At 39.9% G+C, this 16,860-nt stretch carries 16 protein-coding genes and 1 pseudogene; all 17 read right to left on the bottom strand.

Annotated elements, in window-relative coordinates; genetic code table 11:
• Positions 1-56: 56 nt before the first annotated feature.
• The 17 genes and pseudogenes from V7108_RS09975 to V7108_RS09900 all read right to left on the bottom strand — a co-directional run bounded on the left by V7108_RS09975 (position 57) and on the right by V7108_RS09900 (position 16,851).
• Positions 57-512: an FAS1-like dehydratase domain-containing protein gene (locus tag V7108_RS09975; RefSeq protein ID WP_132094866.1), complete on the bottom strand. Its 456-nt coding sequence runs from the start codon at positions 510-512 to the stop codon at positions 57-59.
• Entirely contained in the window at positions 509-2,068 is a 1,560-nt protein-coding gene (locus V7108_RS09970; protein ID WP_335568095.1) for an AMP-binding protein, read from the bottom strand. Before V7108_RS09970 ends, V7108_RS09975 begins: the two co-directional genes overlap by 4 nt.
• Before the next feature lie 136 nt (positions 2,069-2,204).
• Positions 2,205-2,618, bottom strand: a complete 414-nt coding sequence (locus V7108_RS09965; protein WP_335568094.1) for a nuclear transport factor 2 family protein — start codon at positions 2,616-2,618, stop codon at positions 2,205-2,207.
• Positions 2,619-2,650: 32 nt separating this feature from the next.
• Entirely contained in the window at positions 2,651-3,064 is a 414-nt protein-coding gene (locus V7108_RS09960) for a nuclear transport factor 2 family protein (RefSeq protein ID WP_335568093.1), read from the bottom strand.
• 426 nt (positions 3,065-3,490) lie between these two features.
• Entirely contained in the window at positions 3,491-4,849 is a 1,359-nt protein-coding gene (locus tag V7108_RS09955) for an MFS transporter (protein ID WP_335568092.1), read from the bottom strand.
• Between the two features lie 294 nt (positions 4,850-5,143).
• Positions 5,144-5,281 (bottom strand): hypothetical protein, encoded by a 138-nt coding sequence (locus V7108_RS26890; protein ID WP_420489182.1) that lies wholly within the window; start codon positions 5,279-5,281, stop codon positions 5,144-5,146.
• Between the two features lie 161 nt (positions 5,282-5,442).
• Positions 5,443-5,670: pseudogene (locus V7108_RS26885) on the bottom strand (thiolase C-terminal domain-containing protein); the annotation flags it as partial.
• Positions 5,671-5,862: 192 nt separating this feature from the next.
• On the bottom strand, positions 5,863-6,993 hold the full coding sequence (locus V7108_RS09945; protein WP_335568090.1) for an amidohydrolase family protein: 1,131 nt from the start codon (positions 6,991-6,993) through the stop codon (positions 5,863-5,865).
• Between the two features lie 123 nt (positions 6,994-7,116).
• Entirely contained in the window at positions 7,117-7,494 is a 378-nt protein-coding gene (locus tag V7108_RS09940) for a Rieske (2Fe-2S) protein (RefSeq protein WP_335568089.1), read from the bottom strand.
• A gap of 121 nt (positions 7,495-7,615) precedes the next feature.
• Positions 7,616-9,202, bottom strand: a complete 1,587-nt coding sequence (locus V7108_RS09935) for an AMP-binding protein (protein WP_335568088.1) — start codon at positions 9,200-9,202, stop codon at positions 7,616-7,618.
• Positions 9,203-9,232: 30 nt separating this feature from the next.
• Positions 9,233-10,816, bottom strand: a complete 1,584-nt coding sequence (locus tag V7108_RS09930; RefSeq protein ID WP_335568087.1) for an AMP-binding protein — start codon at positions 10,814-10,816, stop codon at positions 9,233-9,235.
• Positions 10,817-10,892: 76 nt separating this feature from the next.
• Positions 10,893-11,318: a Zn-ribbon domain-containing OB-fold protein gene (locus tag V7108_RS09925; protein ID WP_335568086.1), complete on the bottom strand. Its 426-nt coding sequence runs from the start codon at positions 11,316-11,318 to the stop codon at positions 10,893-10,895.
• A 54-nt stretch (positions 11,319-11,372) separates the two neighbouring features.
• Positions 11,373-12,542, bottom strand: coding sequence for a thiolase C-terminal domain-containing protein (locus V7108_RS09920; RefSeq protein WP_335568085.1), 1,170 nt, complete (start codon positions 12,540-12,542; stop codon positions 11,373-11,375).
• Positions 12,543-12,684: 142 nt separating this feature from the next.
• Positions 12,685-13,089 (bottom strand): nuclear transport factor 2 family protein, encoded by a 405-nt coding sequence (locus tag V7108_RS09915; protein ID WP_335568084.1) that lies wholly within the window; start codon positions 13,087-13,089, stop codon positions 12,685-12,687.
• 93 nt (positions 13,090-13,182) lie between these two features.
• Entirely contained in the window at positions 13,183-14,250 is a 1,068-nt protein-coding gene (locus tag V7108_RS09910) for an LLM class flavin-dependent oxidoreductase (protein ID WP_335513571.1), read from the bottom strand.
• Positions 14,251-14,861: 611 nt separating this feature from the next.
• Positions 14,862-16,028, bottom strand: a complete 1,167-nt coding sequence (locus V7108_RS09905; protein ID WP_335513573.1) for a CaiB/BaiF CoA transferase family protein — start codon at positions 16,026-16,028, stop codon at positions 14,862-14,864.
• A 61-nt stretch (positions 16,029-16,089) separates the two neighbouring features.
• Positions 16,090-16,851, bottom strand: coding sequence for an SDR family NAD(P)-dependent oxidoreductase (locus V7108_RS09900; RefSeq protein ID WP_335568083.1), 762 nt, complete (start codon positions 16,849-16,851; stop codon positions 16,090-16,092).
• Positions 16,852-16,860 lie beyond the last annotated feature (9 nt).

Raw genomic sequence — 16,860 nt, 5'->3', positions numbered from 1 at the left:
CTCCCTAAATACAATTGCAACAAGATAGTTGGCCGAAAGTTTTTCTGAGACCCTTATTAACGTAAAATTCTCGTGGTCGTTTCCTTAAGTACCTTTTCTCCTGATTCATTCACAACGTTCATCGTAATTTCATAGAAAATAAGCGGACCCTTAGATCCCTGTTTCTCGTAAATATCCGTTAATGTCCGGGTTGCCGTTAACCAGTCACCGGGCACAATCGGCTTGAAGTATTCAATTTTCAACCCACCAGCCATTGCTTTTTTTAACGGAAATTCCGGTAACAGCGGATCAATCGAAACTCCATCAGGACTGAGTTGATCCATTTCTACTACGTCCCAAAATAGGGAGACATGAAACATTGGTGGCGCCTCATCTCCCTCAAGATACTTCTTAAGTCTTTGTCCGGTCGCAATGGAATATTTCCTTATATCGCGACGGGTAACGATTTCATTTCTTGGCGATGCTAAACGTCCGATATTTGCTAGTAGTTCATTCGACAATAACTGACTCACACCATATTCCCCCGTTTATTCTGATATCTCTCCCTTAATTCACGTTTAAGAATCTTACTCGTTGGTGATTTAGGGAGACTATCAACGAATTCAACTGAACGCGGTTTCTGATAGGAAGCTAGATGTTTTTTAGCTGTCTCAATAATTTCTTGCTCTGTAGCTGTCCGTCCTGGTTTCAGAACGACGGCCGCTTTTACTAACTCTCCCCACTCCTCATCAGGTACACCAAAGACGGCTACTTCAAGAACGGCATTATGTTGGTAGATCGCGTCCTCCACCTGGGTACTGTAAATATTTTCACCCCCAGAAATGATCATGTCTTTTGCGCGGTCCACAATAAATACATATCCATCTTCGTCCCATGTAGCGACATCGCCTGTATATAGCCAACCATCTCTTATGGTTTTAGCAGTGAGTTCTGGTCTTTGCCAGTACCCGATCATATTCGCATCCGATTTCACAGTAATTTCCCCAGCCGTCTTCCCATCTCTAGGAACAATATTCCCTTGTGGATCTACAATTTGAAGTGTAGTCGTAAAGGCCTCTCGACCACAGGAAGACAATCGTTCAGGATGAATACCATTGATTGCATTTAAATGATCTTCCTGAGAAAGAAACGTCATTCCCATTCCTTCTGTTTGTCCGTATCCTTGGATTAAGGTACAAGGAAAAGATTCAAGTGCTGCTTTTACTACTTTCATTCCCATTGGTCCGCCACCATATTGAATGTTACGAAGACTGCTAAGATTGTACTGATCAAAATGATCAACCGACATCATCCAATTGAGCATAGTTGTGATCCCCAAGAAAGCGGATACACGTTCTTGCTCGATGACTTCAAGTGCTAATTTTGCATCAAAGTTGATTAGAACTAAAGGACAGCCATGAGCCATGTAATTAACCGCAAGAACAATTGGGATGTGGAACATCTGTCCTGTCAGCATGTAGACATCTGTAGGAACAATACGCTCCCCAACTGTCTGATTTAACATCCCAGCATAAAAACCTTTATGCGTATGTAGAGCTCCTTTAGATTCTCCCGTAGTCCCGCCTGTATAAAGAATTAACATTGGGTCGTTATCGCCGACGGTTGCGGACTGTTTTGGTTCTTCGGAGGAGGCAGCCTCAACAAGCCGTTCATATGATCCATCCCCATCTTCTCCATACTCTAACCAATGGTCAATATCTACGAGCTTTTGAAGTTCTTGTTGGACTTCATCGAACTCATCAGAACTGACAAGGACAGAAGGTTTTCCATCTGATAGGATACGACTTAATTCACCAATACCCAAACGCCAATTTAGCGGCTGAATAATTAATCCAACACGGGCACAAGCAAAGTAATTTTCAATGTACTCGGTGCTGTTCTTCGAAATAACCGCAACGCGATCTCCTTTTTTAAGACCTAAATCATTTATATATCCATTTGCTACTCTGCGAACGCGTTCGTCTAATGTGCCATAATTCATTCGGCGATCATTTGGAATATCGATTAATGCTGGTTTTGTAGGATCAAGCTTTGCGTATTTGGCTGGTATTTGTCCGATATTTACCATAGCCTCTGCCTCCACAACTTTATTTGGTTTATATTTGTGGTGCGTAAATATAAAGAATTCCATTATAGACCTTCTAAGAACACCTTTGGTCTTTTGAAAAGAGATTTCGTGTTCTTATAAGCTTCTAGGAACACCCTTAGAACGGCAATTCCAAATCTAAATGGCGTTTTAAGATCTTCCAGCTTCCTCCTACTTTTACAACCTCGTCACGATAAATCCCTGTTGTTAACAGCTGAATGCTTCCATTTTCCACCGCCGTCAATGTTAAACTTGAAAGGACTGTGGCCGCTTCATCCCCTTCTTTTTCAAAAAAGATATTGGAAATATTATGCATTCTCTTGTCTGTCTGACTTTCCATTGCACCTATCATCATTTTCATGATTTCTTTATGGCCTTCAAAAGGTCCGATTAACTCTCCATCTGCAATGCGCATGGTCATTACAGCTTCCTCTGCGTAACAATTTGCTAACATATCAATCGTACGTGAATCATACCCGTATGCCGATTTATACAATAATTCATGAATGGCTAATTTTTCGTTTGAATTCATCCTTATCCGCTCCTTTTATTTAAACTCTTTTGTTAAACAGGCAGCTCAATATCAAGATGCCGCTTGCTAACTTTCCAACGCCCATTAACCTTTACTACTTCATCGCGGTAAATACCGGTTGACAAAAGCTGACAAACTCCATTCTCCGCTGCCATAAGAGTTAGACTGGAAAGAGCAACTGCTTCTTCTTTTCCTTCTCTCTCAAAGAAAATATTCGAGATCTGGTGCAAGCGCATATCTGTTTGCCGTTTCATTGCTCGTTTCATAAAATTCAGCACCGCGTCTTGACCATCATAAGGACCAATCAAATCACCGCCTCCAACACGTATCGTCATTACTGCATCTTTCGTAAAACATTCTGTTAACATGTCAACATTATGTGAGTCATATCCATGTGCAGCTCTATATAATACTTCATGAATGGCAAGCTTTTCTCCTTGATTCACTTTCATCACTCCTTATTTGACTCAATCTCTCCGAGGGCCACAATTAATTCCTTGCCGCCTTTTACCTCGACAACAGTCTTAAGAAAAAACGTTTATGGAACAAAAGAATATTCTTCAGAAACAAGGCGTGTCATCCCCAATCATTGACCAATGGTTAAAAGACGATCAAAAGAACTAGAGAAAACAAAAGCATACCGCCCTTAAAATCTTTAGTAGATTACAAGAAGAATATGATTTTAAAGGCTCTGCCTCTAACATTCGTAAAATCGTAGCCAACGCAGGCACAAATTCAGGAATGATTCACTCCTGTGAACTTTCAACTCGGCAACAGTGTTCAACTATTTTCCCAAACGTTTCTATTCAACAGTACACATTTTCATCCCCTTTTGATCCGTATCAATCATATAGGTTATGATTCTATATAATTTATTTAAGGTTTACTTGCTGTTTCCCAAATTGTTGTACAGGCTTATTCGTAACCATATTAAAGTCACTGTACTTATCTTGAATAAACGATATGGCTATTGCTCCTAAAAGAGCCGGAATCGCAAAGCTGATAAAATTCATATGTGTTGGTAAGCTTAATTCAAGTAACAATCCTCCAAAAACCGGTCCTACCATTGCACCAATACGGCCCATTCCGCTAGTCCAGCCGACCCCAGTAGATCTTATGTGAGTTGGGTAGAACTTGGAGGCGTAACCGTAGTTCGTAGTTCCCGGACCATTGGAGCATGCTCCTGCAATGGCTACCAATAAGTACAAAATGATCGTCCCTGGCTTCAGTCCAAGTAAACTTAAACTAATAGAACCCAGTATTAACATACCGGCAATTACCTTTTTTGGTGCTTTGCGATCAGCTAACAATCCTCCAGAAATATTACCTACCATCACTCCAATATTTAAAGCGAACAAGAACATTAAACTAGATGTTAAAGGATAGCCAGCTTGAACCATTAATTGAGGAAGCCACGTACCCAATCCATATATCACTAATAAAGCCATAAATGATGTAGTCCAGAACATGATTGTTGAAAACCCTCGCCGTTCGTCAAAAAGCTTTGCTACGGGCATACCTGTTTTAGGTAAATAAACTTCAAAGCTATCATCTTTTTTAGGTATATATAATGGATTTAATCGTTTTAATATGGAACTGACTTTTTCATTTTCTTTTCTTACAACAAGAAATGCTAACGATTCAGGCATAAACTTAATCATGAATGGAACGGCTAATAAAGGTAGTCCACCGATAAAAAACATCCATTCCCAACCAAATCTTGGAATAATGAATATTCCTAATAACGCTACCCCAATCCCTCCAATAGCAAAACCTGACGATATTAAACCAACAAGCATACTTCTACTAGGCTTTGGTGCATATTCAGAAGTAATTGCGACTAGAAGTGGTGGCATCCCACCTAATCCCAAGCCAGCAATAAAGCGGTAAATGGTAAAATCAACGGGTCCTTGAGCAAATCCAGTTAACAAGGTAAAAAAACTAAAAATAATGAAACAAAAGATAATTACCCTCTTTCGCCCCAAAAAATCAGCTAGAATTCCACAAACCAGTGATCCTATTAAACTTCCAAACATGGCTAAACTTCCTATAGCACCAGCTGTACTTGTCGTGATTCCCCATTCTACGCTAATACTAGGAATGACAGAACCGAATACGATCATGTCATAACCATCACATAACATAATAAAGGCGCACCATGCAACAACTCCCAAATGTAGAGAGTTAAATTTGCTCTCATCAACTACTTGCGCTACGTTAATCTTTCGCATAGTATTCCTCCTAGAATAGTAGAATCGCGTTCCATATTCATTACAATTTTTCAAATGAACTTGAGAGGTTGTTAGACAAGTAAAGTTAATAAAAAGATAATCTTAACGATTATTCATTATCATTTACCACCCTTAACGGAGTACCTTATACCCGACGAGTTCAGGGACCCACGTATCGCCAGTTACACCTTCGACCCTTAGCTTGTATTTTTCAATCCTTTGGGATGGGGTTCTTGGAAATTCCTTTACATAACGTTTAAAACGAGGAACAGCAAAATAGGCCATTCTGGACTGTCAAAAGTCGAGTAGTTCTTCTGGGTTAAGCTTTTCACCTTCGCGCAAGATCACAACTGCCAGTACTTCATTCTCTGGGATTTCTGAGGGAACGCCAATCGCCGCTGAGTCCAGGACTTTGTGATGAGTGTTGATCACCCGTTCTATTTCATAAATCAAACAAACAACCGTTTTATTTATTTCGTTATTTTTTTTGTTATGTTTGGGACGAAATTTTGGAATCGAAATCTCTTCGGACCAATTCTCAAAACGACTTCAACCTCCGTACCTAGGATCACATTGAACCTCATTACTTATCATCATCTTGCACCAGGAACCTGACGTTCTCTAGCCTGATGGCGAAGCTGCATGACAGCTTCCGTTAATGCAAACATTGATCCTGGATTGCCTGGGTGACAATGAGACAGCCAGCCTCCGTGGGGGTTCACCGGAATCTTGCCCCCCAGTTCAATTGCACCACTTTCAACGAAAGATCCCCCTTCTCCTTTTCCACAAAAGCCAAGATCTTCCAACTCAAACAGAACGGTCGGGGTAAAGCAATGTCTCTATCAAGAACAGCCCTTGTTTATAATCCAGTTGGATCTGCACCTGAGACATCAGGTTCGTCATTGCAAAACATGAACGATATCATCATTTATAACAGGCATTAAGTTCTACACCTAGCACTTTCCTATCCACTTTTAAAGATAATAAGTGGATAGGATAAGCTGCTGTCTAAATTACTTTGTTGGATCTGGAAGTCCATACACCTTCATTGCATTTTTATAAAGAATTTTTTCTTTCAGGTCTCTTGGAATGCTTTTAAAAGCGGCATGCGGTGCATCAAATTCCCAATGCGGATAATCACTCGCAAATAGAATTCTGTCTTCCCCAATCATTTTAATAATCTGGACGACATGTTCTTCATCTTCATGACGCTCTGGTTCAATAAACGGTTGTGTACCAAACCACATTTGTTCTCTAATTTGCTGGCTTGGAGGACGTTTTACCCAAGGAACTTCTCGTTTCAGATTTCTCCAATGAGTATCCATTGTGTACATCAAGTTCGGTAGATAAGCAAATCCGCCTTCAACGAAGACCATTTTAAGATCTTGATATTTTTCTAATACACCGCCAAAAACGATGCTATTAATCTGTGCTTGGTAGGTTAATCCATTATTTGTTTGCGCCTCAGGATAATAGTTTCCTATAACTGGTCCCTGCCTAAATAATCCTCCTGGAACCGATACGTGAAATGTACAAACAAGTCCATTTCGAATTGCTGCTTCCCAAATTGGATGATAGCGTTTATCTCCCCATCCCCCATATGGTGAATGAATCGAAAATCCAACTTGAGCCATTTGCGGATGACTTCCAACACGATCGATTTCACGCGCAGCAGCTTCCGGATCTTGAGGGGCAATAATAACAGAACCGCGAAGACTAGGATCTTTTGCTAACCAAGTATCAATTTGCCAGTCGTTATAAGCGCTCGCAACAGCTGTTGCCATTTCATGCTGTGCTGAAGCGGCTAACATAAAGCTTGAGTCTGGGAAGAGAATAGCGTTTGCATAATTGTATTTATCAGCGACTTGTTCTCTAAAGAAATCAAGTGAAGAACACCCTAGGCCCCCTTCAGGAGGAATACTATCCATGCGATGACCAGCATTTGCAACAATCGCCATAATTGGAATCCCTGGGAATACACCTTTCCATTTACAATCAGTTAAGAAATCTCTCCAATAATCACTTAAATAAGGATTAAGATCTTCATAGCTTTTAGGATTTGGATGAACATCACAATCAATAACAGGAATGACTTTACTATTAACGGCTGATTGTATTTTACTTTTTTCAAGAGTTTTACTCATTTTTTTATCCCCTTTCAACTTAGGCACTTTCAAAACTCATTTTTATCACTTATTCAAACAAATGGTTGTTTTATTTATAAAAATAAAATAAATGGTTGTTTGATTTTATCAAATCAAAAAAATTTAAGCGTAAACAACAACCTCGCCATCTTCTATTTTAACATCGAACGTTTTAATTTTTGTGTTTTCTGGGTCATGCATTGAGCACCCTGTTTCGACATCAAAACTCCAGTGGTGCCATGGACAATAGATAAATCCACCTGGTTTTTCATAACAAATTTCTTTAAACTCCGTTGTTGGTCTTGCAGCACCTCTTAAAACTCCTTTTTCAAATTCTGCGCCTTGGTGAGGACAAGCATTTCGAACTGCATAAAACTCATCTTCTTTTCGAACAACTAGAATGGACAATCTCCTAACCTGAATAACCTTCCGATCTCCCGGCTGCATCTCATCTTTTTTACAAATTACAGTTCTTTCTAAGTTCTTCACATTAGTATTCAAAGATGAACCCTCCCTCAGTTAATATATTACATTCTACGTACTTGACCACATTATAAGTGTGAAATTATCACAAGTCAATTCTAAAAATTCTAAATATTCAAAAAGGGGATATTTTACCTATTTATCTCCTTACTTCATACCCAACACATTCACGATCCCAAGAATCTTCTGTAATTCCCTCTTGGCGAAGCTTGTATTTTTCCACTCGTTGAGAGGTGTTTTTCGGTAGTTCCTTAACAAAACGAATAAAGCGTGGAACCGCAAAGTGTGCCATGCGATCTTGACAGAAATCCAGTAACTCCTCGGGTTTTAGCTCCACACCTTCTTGCAAAATCACGACTGCCATCACCTCTTCTTCAGAAAGTTCAGAAGGCACGCCGATGACCGCAGATTCGAAAACCTTTGGATGATCATTGATGACACGTTCCACTTCATAAGACGATATATTCTCCCCTCTTCTGCGAACAACATCTTTCTTTCGGTCGAGAAAATAGAAATATCCGTCTTCGTCCATTTTACCGGTATCGCCCGTATGAAACCAAAGATTTCTCCAAGCTTCCACGGTTGCCTCAGGCATGCCGTAATATCCTGTAAAAAGAATACCAGGTTTCTTTGGACGAACGACAATTTCACCAGCCACTCCAGGAGGACATGGATTGTCATTTTCATCATGAATTTCAACTTCATAAACAGGAACAGGAAAGCCGCAGGAACCTTTTTTAAAGGAATCCGCTGGGTTGTATAGAGCTGTTCCTAATTCCGTTGAACCATACACTTCAGATATTTTCAACTGAAATCGATTTTGAAAATCCTCATAAATTTCCACCGGTGTTGGGGCACCAAATGCTTTTTTCACCGGGTTATCAGCATCGTTCGAACGTTCGGGCTGCTTCATCAGCATTGTTAAGAGAGAGCCCATAAAATTGAAGGCGGTTACTTGTTCCCTTCTCATGGTATCCCAGAACCTTGATGCCGAAAATCGACTATGCATCACAACATCCCCACCCACTAGTAACGCGACTAGAATCGATGTGTATCTAGCGTTAACATGAAACAAAGGAAATGCGGTAAATAACCGATCTTCTGGTCCATACTTCATCAACTCACATGCCGTTTTCGCCACACTAAAAGTCGCTGTATGGCTGAGAATGACCCCTTTTGACGGACCCGTCGTTCCAGACGTAAACAGAATAAGGGCGGTGTCCTTTGGCTCCACTTTTACATCAACGGCTGCATCGCTCGTCATAGCAAAAAGGTCCGCATAAGAATGATAAACTAGTTGAGGATCGATTGCCTCATAATCTTCGCCAACAACAATGACATGTCGAAGATGGGTAAGTTCACTAGAAATTTGATTCACACGTTCCACCCATTGAGAGGAAACAACCACCGCTTGACACTCTGCTTTATTTAGAATATACGTCAGCAGGTCTCCTCGAAATGCCGTGTTAATCGGAACTTCGATGACCCCAAGACGCGACAGACCTAACCATGTTGCTAAAAACTCAGGACTATTCGGTAGCATGACCGCACAGGTTTGGCCCTTTGATAATCCTAGTGACGTGATAAAATTTGCCACTTTGTTTCCACTTCGATGAAGTTGGTCATACGTAAGATCCTGATTTTCAAAACGAACAAACCGAGTATAAGGTTTTATTTCCGCACGATGCTCAACAATCTTCCCGAATGTTTCGACTCCTTTATACATTTATTCATCCCCTTCCTAGCATTCAAAATCTTAACGATGAATTTTATAGCCTATCTTTTCACGATCCCATGAATCTGGAGTAATTCCTTCTGAACGAAGCTTATATTTTTCAATTCGTTGCGAAGGTGTTCTTGGAAACTCTTTCACAAACCTTATATACCGAGGTAAAGCAAAATGAGCCATTCGCGGCTGACAAAAATCTAATAGCTCTTCTGGATCTAGCTCACCCTCACGTAAAATCACAACAGCCATTACTTCTTCTTCCGACAGCTCTGAAGGAACACCTACGAGTGCAGCTTCCGCAACCTTTGGATGCGTATTGATAACACGTTCAATTTCGTACGAAGAAATATTCTCTCCTCTTCTTCGAATAACATCTTTTTTTCGATCGACAAAATAGAAGTATCCATCCTCATCGATACGTCCACGGTCTCCAGTATGGAACCATAGGTTACGCCACGTTTCAACCGTTGCTTCAGGCATTCCATAATACCCTGAAAATAATACTCCGGGTTCCTTAGGACGAACTACAATTTCCCCGACTTCCCCGACAGGGCAGGGTTGATCGTTTTCATCGTGAATGGCCACTTCATAGACAGGAACAGCTTTTCCACAGGAGCCTTTACGGAAGGATTCCGCACGGTTGACCATTGCTAACCCTACTTCTGTCGACCCATAAGCTTCAGTAATTCTCAGATTAAACCGTTTTTCAAAATCCTCAAATATTTCCAATGGTGCCGGTGCTCCTTGAATCATTCGTACTGGATTTTCAGCATCATTCGGCCGTTCAGGCTGCTTCATCAGCATCGTCAGAAGCGAACCCATATACGTAAAGGTTGTAATTTGCTCTGCTCGACAAATATCCCAAAATCTTGAAGCAGAGAATCTATCATGCATAACAACATCACTACCAGCGATTAACGCAGGCAAAATCGTAGCATAACGAGCGTTCACGTGAAAAAGTGGGAACACGGTAAATAGACGATCGTCTGGACCATAATTCATTAGGTCACAACACGTAGATGCGAGGGCAAAGTTTGCTCGATGGCTTAAGATCGCGCCCTTTGATGGTCCCGTCGTTCCAGAAGTAAATAAAATTAATGAAGGATCATTAGGTGAAATCTCAATATTTAAGGAAACACTGCTTGCATTCTCCATTAAGTTTTTATATGAATGACCTATCATGGGGTCCGGCAATGGCTCAATATCCTCTCCAACGACAATCACATGCTGAAGATGTTCCAGTTCTTTCGAGATATTTTCTAATCGTTCCACCCATTGAGAAGAGATAACGATCGCTTTACATTCTGCTTTATTCAAAATATAGGCCAATAAATCGCCACGATACGCCACATTGATTGGTACTTCGATGACACCAAGACGGGCAAGTCCAAGCCAAGCGGCAAGAAATTCAGGGCTATTTGGCAACATTACCGCGCAGGTTTGTCCCTTTGATAATCCTAACGAGTTCATCACATGAGCTATTTTATTTCCCTCGCGATGAAATTGACCATAGGTGAGATCAATCGATGAAAAGCGGACGAATCGTGAATTTGGGGCCTTTTCAGCACGGTATTCAACAATTTTTCCAAATGTTTGAGTTCCAGTATACATTTGTCCCTTTCCTCCTAATAAGGATATCGATCATTTATCATGCAAGTGATAAAGAATAAAATCTATGAACTACTGATCAAGATTCTTGGAGTGCTAAAGGTTTAAATTTTGGAATGGAGATTTCTTCAGACCAGTCATCAAAAACGACTTCAACCTCCAACCCAATTTCAACAGAATTCACATCACATTCCACCACATTGCTCATCATCGTTGGTCCTTCTTCAAGTTCAATTAAGGCGATCACATACGGTGCTTCCGCTAAATAGGCTTTTGTTATCGCTCGGTGCATAATCGTAAAGCTTTTTACCTTTCCCCTCCCAGTTGCAGGCACCCATTCAACATGAGCACTCGAGCAATTCGTACACATAATTCGCGGATAAAATTGGTGGTGCCCACAATCCTGACATTGCTGGATTAGCAATTCATGGTTCCGGCAGCCTTCCCAATAAGGAGTGGTTTCAACGGTTGGACAGGGAAATAATTTTCCAGAATGATCTTTCATAAGTATCGACCTCACATTAATTACAATCTCTTTTCTAGCAATAACAATTGAACCTTAAATTTGCTCTCTTCCTATAATCATTGTAGTATGGCTTGACATTATGCCGCCCTGGCCATGGACAAGACCCAACTGTGCCCCAGGAACTTGACGATCACCAGCCTGATGACGAAGTTGAAGAACGGCTTCCGTGAGGGCAAACATGGAACCAGGATTACCAGGATGACAATGAGACAACAATCCGCCATGAGTGTTTATCGGTAATTTTCCGCCTAGTTGAATCTCCCCATTTTCAACAAAGGCTCCGCCTTCTCCTTTTTCACAAAATCCGAGATCTTCGATTTCAATCAGGACAGTAGGGGTAAAACAATCATATAACTGGGCAAAATCCATATCGTTTGGACCTAAGCCTGCCATTTCATAGGCACGTTGTCCGGATTCAACCGCTGCGGAAGTGGTAAGGTTGCGTGCCTGACTAATATGTTCATGACTATGACCTTCTCCAATCCCTAATAGATAAACAGGCTGATTAGGGAATTCCTTTGCTCGTTCCGCAGAAGTGAGAATAACCGCCGAACCTCCGTCAGATATTAATGAGCAATCTAAAAGATGCAGCGGGTCAGCAATCATTCTTGAATTCACCACATTCTCGACGGTAATTAATTCTCTCATCTGGGCAGTGGGATTCAGACTAGCGTGTTTACGGCAGGCAACGGCGATCTCTGCAAACTGTTCTTCTGTTGTTCCGTATTGATTCATATGCGCTTTGGCAATAAGGGCATATAATGATGGAACTGATGGTCCATATGGTAATTCAAATTGACCATGACCTGCAGAGACTTGCATGGACATTGCTTGTTCACGGGTTAATCCGCTTTTCAAACTGTCTGCCATCGTGATCAACACCGTATCACACATACCTGATAAAATCGCAGAAGCGGCGTGATGAAGAACAGAAAAAGTTGTTCCTCCCCCTGTGTTTACACTTAAACAAACACGTGGGAAAATTTGCATGTATTCTGCGATGGCTTCCGCATGATACATGTATGGTTCAGCAAAAGAATTACAGGTGATTAACCCATCAATCTGATCCTTGCTAATCCCTGCGTCTTTTATTGCACGCAGACCTGCGTCGACACAAAGCTGTGTAGCACTCATATGAGGGACAATTCCGACCTCAGTATCTGCCGCACCGACAATGGCTACTTTTCCTCGTAAGGAACTCATTTTTATACCTCCTTTATTTGAAATTAATAAATCTAGCATTTTATCAAAATGATTAATAGTCATGAAGACAGGGTAAATGTCTTTCCATTCACCCTGTCTTAATTGTTCTATTAATCTATTTCATTTCTTTGAGGCGTTTTCTTTAATCTAGGAATACTTTTCGTGTATGTTCAGTATCTAAGTATTCTTTTACTTTCTCAATCTTCCCGTTTTCCACTTCAAATAGGAAGTGATAGATATTGTTATAGACACGTCCGTTGTTTAGCTCAGCATATGATTCTGTTTCTACCGCTACTCGATTTCCCTCCGCTGTGATTGCAAGAGGAGTTAAAGTAATAGCACCAGTTTTTGTTCCTTCTGCAATTCCAGAATTCATTGCTCTGAATTCCTTCATATCCTTTTCTCCAGAAATACCTTCAATTGTACCGGCAACCCACCAAGTGGCTTTATCGGACATATATTCCATAAAGGCATCAATATTCCCAGTCGAGAATGTTTTCATAAAATTAGTGACTACTTCTTTGTTTTGTTCTTCAATTTTTCCCAATTGGACCCTCTCCTTTTTAAACGAAAAATTGCTTCTTTACACGGCATTAAATTCCTACAATTAAACAGTAAGTATACGAAACATACGGGTTGCTTATACGTTTACTCTTCTTGCAGGAGACTTAAAGTAAGGCATTACTTCATCTGCGAAACGCTTCATTGCTTTCATAACCTGGCGGTGTTCTAAATCACCCATGCGGAACCAACAAGACATGCTGTCAATTCCTGCATCTTCTACAGGTTCAAGACGGTTCACAGCTCCTTGAGGGCTATCTAATATCACAACACCACCTGTGTTTAGAGCACCAATATTTAGCGGGCCATCAAACTCTTTTGCCACTTCTGCGAAGCGCTCATACGTTGCAGGAGCTTGTGTACCTTTTGCTCCTGGAATTAATTCAAGTACTTTATCAAAATAAGTGATCATGGATTGTTCAACATTCTTAATTGCTTGAGCTGTGTCATCAGCAATATTCATTTGCAAGTTCATATGAATCTTTGGATCAATTCCTTTTGCAAGCAAACGATCCCTTGTACGTCTTGTATATTCTAATACGTCATCTAAAACCATAAGAGTTGGAGTTACCATAAACTCTTGCGCATTCTTTTCAACCATTAAATCAAAAGATTCTGGACTTATACATGCATGATAGAATGGAATTCGTTTTTGAACCGGTTTTGGAGTTAACATAAGGTTTTCAAAGGAATAGAATTCACCATTATAGCTGAACGTATCATTGTTCCATAAACCTTGGATAATGTCTACATACTCCCAATAGCGTTCCCTTGTTTTTTCTAAACTAATTCCAAGACCTTTTGCTTCCATCGGCTGGTAGCCGCGTCCAGCTCCAAACTTTAAACGGCCTTTACTCAAGACATCAACCATTGCATAGTCTTCAGCGATACGAACAGGATTATCAAAGTTAAGTATACTAATACCAATTCCAATATCCATTTTTTCTGTAATTTGTGAAATAGCTGCGGCTGCAACCTGAGGAGAAGGCATACTTCCATAGGCACTAAAATGGTGTTCTGCTAACCAAACACTTTCAAAACCAAGTTCTTCTCCGTACTGAATTTGCTCTAGCATTTCCCCATATGCACGCTCATAGTTTCCATCATGACACTCGTTAACATAGAAAAGACCCATTTTAATACCCATACTGTAAACACTCCTTCATTTTGTTTTTATATAAAATATTTGAACTACCATATAACATACAAACGTTTGTTTGAATCTTTACCCGTAAAATCAAACGTTTGTTTTAAAACTACATTCTTAAAATTTCTTTTTTCGTAGACTTGATCCATCACTCCCTTCAAGTGACCAACAATCTTATAAATTAAGTCCTTAAAAAGAACGCAACTTAACTTTGTGAAAACAATATAGAAGGATTTTCGCATTTTGCTTGGTAAGGCTGTTTTTGCTCAACTTAAGATAATTGATTTAAATCAAATTATTACTCTTAGAAGTTTAGCAGCTGAGGTGAAACGGTATTATGAGGTCTTATCAACTTTGTTATTAAGCGCTTACAACTTAATACATAAAATGAATATTGTGAGGATGAAATCTAGTATCATGTTGGTGTTTTTCGTTAACGTAATACTGTGAGCTATTAATATTAAATGCAAGCTATAATATAAAACAAACAACCATTTGATTCATATTATAGCTGGTTTACATTACTTAGGCAAGAATATTCTGAATATTTTTTTGTTGTTTTCAAGAGTTTTTTTTCTTTTAAAAACACAATCGATGAAAGTGAAAGTTTTTTAGATAACTTCTTCAATTTTACCCTTTTCTTTCTTCTCCCTAATCCCAAGTTCTTCAAGAATTTCCTGATTGTTTTCACCTAATTTAGGAGCATTTTTATAGATTGAACCAGGGGTATCCGAAAGCTTAATAGGAATTCCGATCTGTTTTCCGATCATACCTGGAATTTCTTGTATCATTTCACGGTTTATTATTTGAGGATGATTGACCATGTCCTGAAAAGTTAAAACCGGAGATACACACGCCTCATAATGGTTAAATATTTCGGTCCACTCATCTAAAGTCTTCTTCTTAATAATGTTCCCGATTTCAATTTTAAGTTCATCCTGTATGTTTTGTGGTGCGTCTAAAGAATCAATTAGATCATCCCTCTTAATTGCTTTACAAAACTCTTTCCAAAACTTGTATTCTAAAGCACCAACGGCTATATACCGGTGATCTTGTGTTTCATAAACTTCATAGCATGCTTTTTCACCTGATAAAGGCAACTCTCCCCTGGTCGGAAGTTGGTTATCAGTTAGATAATTTGGTAATGTGGTTTGTAACCAAGACACAGCACCATCTAACATGGAAATATCGACAAACTGTCCATTCCCATTTATATTTCTAGCTTGAATGGCTAAAAGAATCCCTGTTACCGCCATTAAAGATCCTCCGCCAATATCGGCTATCTGAACGGATGGTGCAACAGGTTTTCGATTACGCTCCCCCTGCAAGTCTAGTAAACCAGCGTAGCTTATATAATTTAGATCATGACCTGGTAATTTTGCATATGGTCCTGTTTGGCCATAGCCAGTAATGGCACAATAAATTAACTTTGGATTAAGAGCCTTTAACGTCTCATACCCTAAACCAAGTCGTTCCATCACTCCTGGTCGAAAGGATTCAACTAATACATCAGCTGTTTTTACTAATTCTAAAAAAATCTCTTTTCCTTTTTCTGATTTCAAGTCAATGGTTATACTCTTTTTATTTCGATTTAGCGAAGAGAAGATTGCACTGTCTGTGTCGAGTTTTGGCTCTCCCAATCTAGCATAATCCCCTAAATTCGGTTCCTCAATTTTAATCACTTCAGCTCCAAAATCCGCCAAAAACATTGTACAATATGGACCTGGCAACAGGCGAGAAAGATCAAGAACTCTAATCGATTGAAGTGGTGAAATCATTCTACATTACCTCCTTTCTGTTTTATAAATTGTCAGCATAATCTATTATTGCCTATTACTGTTACTCTGCAAGTGTGCCTCCATCAATATAAAAAGTCTGCCCTGTAATATAATCAGCTGCATCTGTTAGTAGAAACAAGGCAATTTGAGAGATGTCTTTTGGTTCCCCTAGACGCCTTAATGGGATTGCCTTCACTGCTCCTTCAAGCCATTCCTTATTTTCTCTTTCCATTGCATTGATTTCTGTACCAATTAGTCCTGGAGCAATGGAATTAACCCGGATATTGTAACGTGCCCATTCTGCAGCCAATGATTTCGTTAAATGAATAACAGCTGCTTTCGAAGCTGTATAGGGAGCAATCCGCTTGTACGGTTTCGCACCACCAACGGAAGATATATTAATGATCTTCCCCGAATTTTGTTGAATCATGATTTTTGCTGCTTCCTGACAACAGAAAAATAATCCTTTAATGTTTACGTCATAAATAAAATCCCAATCTTCCTCTGTAAACTCTACTGCGTATTTCGTAACATTTGCACCCGCATTATTGACAAGGACATCAAGCCTGCCGAACTCTTCCATTGTCACTTTAAATAGGTTTTGAATATCTGATCGTTTCGATACATCACATGAAACCGTTAAGACTCTTCTTCCCAATTCACGAATTTCATTGGCAACCATCTCGCAACTTTCCCTATTCCTGCTCGCGAGCACTAGGTCAGCGCCTGCTGCAGCAAACTCCCGCGCCATTTCTGCTCCAATCCCGCGGCTTCCTCCAGTGATTAATACTATCTTGTCCGTAACATCTAATACTTTCCCCATGGTTTCACC

The sequence above is a fragment of the Neobacillus vireti genome, assembly GCF_036962345.1.
Classification (GTDB): domain Bacteria; phylum Bacillota; class Bacilli; order Bacillales; family Cytobacillaceae; genus Neobacillus; species Neobacillus vireti_A.
This window is presented reverse-complemented; position numbering and strand designations above follow the sequence as displayed.

Coding starts and splice junctions, on each gene's coding strand:
- V7108_RS09970 (WP_335568095.1), bottom strand. CDS start 2,068: ATGGTAAATATCGGACAAATACCAGCCAAATACGCAAAGCTTGATCCT.
- V7108_RS09965 (WP_335568094.1), bottom strand. CDS start 2,618: ATGAATTCAAACGAAAAATTAGCCATTCATGAATTATTGTATAAATCG.
- V7108_RS09955 (WP_335568092.1), bottom strand. CDS start 4,849: ATGCGAAAGATTAACGTAGCGCAAGTAGTTGATGAGAGCAAATTTAAC.
- V7108_RS09945 (WP_335568090.1), bottom strand. CDS start 6,993: ATGAGTAAAACTCTTGAAAAAAGTAAAATACAATCAGCCGTTAATAGT.
- V7108_RS09935 (WP_335568088.1), bottom strand. CDS start 9,202: ATGTATAAAGGAGTCGAAACATTCGGGAAGATTGTTGAGCATCGTGCG.
- V7108_RS09930 (WP_335568087.1), bottom strand. CDS start 10,816: ATGTATACTGGAACTCAAACATTTGGAAAAATTGTTGAATACCGTGCT.
- V7108_RS09925 (WP_335568086.1), bottom strand. CDS start 11,318: ATGAAAGATCATTCTGGAAAATTATTTCCCTGTCCAACCGTTGAAACC.
- V7108_RS09920 (WP_335568085.1), bottom strand. CDS start 12,542: ATGAGTTCCTTACGAGGAAAAGTAGCCATTGTCGGTGCGGCAGATACT.
- V7108_RS09910 (WP_335513571.1), bottom strand. CDS start 14,250: ATGGGTATTAAAATGGGTCTTTTCTATGTTAACGAGTGTCATGATGGA.
- V7108_RS09905 (WP_335513573.1), bottom strand. CDS start 16,028: ATGATTTCACCACTTCAATCGATTAGAGTTCTTGATCTTTCTCGCCTG.
- V7108_RS09900 (WP_335568083.1), bottom strand. CDS start 16,851: ATGGGGAAAGTATTAGATGTTACGGACAAGATAGTATTAATCACTGGA.